This window comes from Curvibacter soli, assembly GCF_029211125.1.
Taxonomy (GTDB): domain Bacteria; phylum Pseudomonadota; class Gammaproteobacteria; order Burkholderiales; family Burkholderiaceae_C; genus Curvibacter_A; species Curvibacter_A soli.
In genome coordinates, this window is sequence record NZ_JARGEN010000037.1 from 1 (window position 1) to 834 (window position 834).

The window sequence follows — 834 nt, forward strand, 5'->3', positions numbered from 1 at the left end:
CGGGGTACGACTGCACGATATGCCGCATACAGTGCGCGAACTCGACCTTGGTGCGTCGCTCCATGACCAACACATCGCGCCAGCCCCGTTTCGGCTGAGCCTGTCAGAAATTTTGTGTGCAAGAGGGACTTGCAGAATTATTTTTGCCGAAATTCGTCTAAATTTGCTTAAAATTTAAGCAAAATTTCTAAGATTTGAGGAATTTTGACGAGAATTTTTAGAGGCCATTTTGGGCAAATTGATTTGGAGGCGATCTCGTGCGTTTTGAGGCGTTTTTCATGTTCAGCGTAGGGGGAGGGTCGCAGTCTATTTTGAGCGCACGTTGGCGCGTTTAAAAAATTCATCCGAATTCTGCAAGTCCCTCGCAAGGCATAACATTCCACCAAAGGAGTTTTCATGCCTCGCCAATCCAAGACAGCCGCAGCGAGCGGCAAAGCGGCCCTGCCGCAACTCAGCAAGCAAATGCTTGAAGAGCTCATCCCAGGTCCGGTAACCAAAGAGCAATTCACCCTAGAAACGGCAGTTGAACCAACCGAAAAACTGAAGAAACCCAATATCCATGCGGGTTTCCAAAGACTTCGCGTGACTGCAGAGCAGTTCCAAATGGGTGAGTCTGGAAAGCATGGAAACTCAATGCGTGACAGGCACTTGCTCGAATTTTGGGGATTCAACTGCCGGAAATAGGTTCACTGATATTTTTGAGAATTTCAAGAAGGCCTTCATCGAACGCGCCATGGGTGCGGAGATGAGCCACCACCTGGGCTACGGCCCAATCCACCGAAGTTAAGATAAAATACATGCTGTAACTGCTTGATTTAATTAAGTTTATTTTTC

General features: G+C 47.6%; 1 protein-coding gene. It reads left to right on the plus strand.

The features are described from left to right. Window positions 1–396 precede the first annotated feature (396 nt). Window positions 397–684, plus strand: coding sequence for a hypothetical protein (locus tag PY257_RS09570; RefSeq protein WP_275741148.1), 288 nt, complete (start codon window positions 397–399; stop codon window positions 682–684). The last annotated feature ends 150 nt before the right edge of the window (window positions 685–834 follow it).

Bases quoted from the DNA above. Each gene is read 5' to 3' on its own strand.
- PY257_RS09570 (WP_275741148.1), top strand. From the start codon at position 397: ATGCCTCGCCAATCCAAGACAGCCGCAGCGAGCGGCAAAGCGGCCCTG.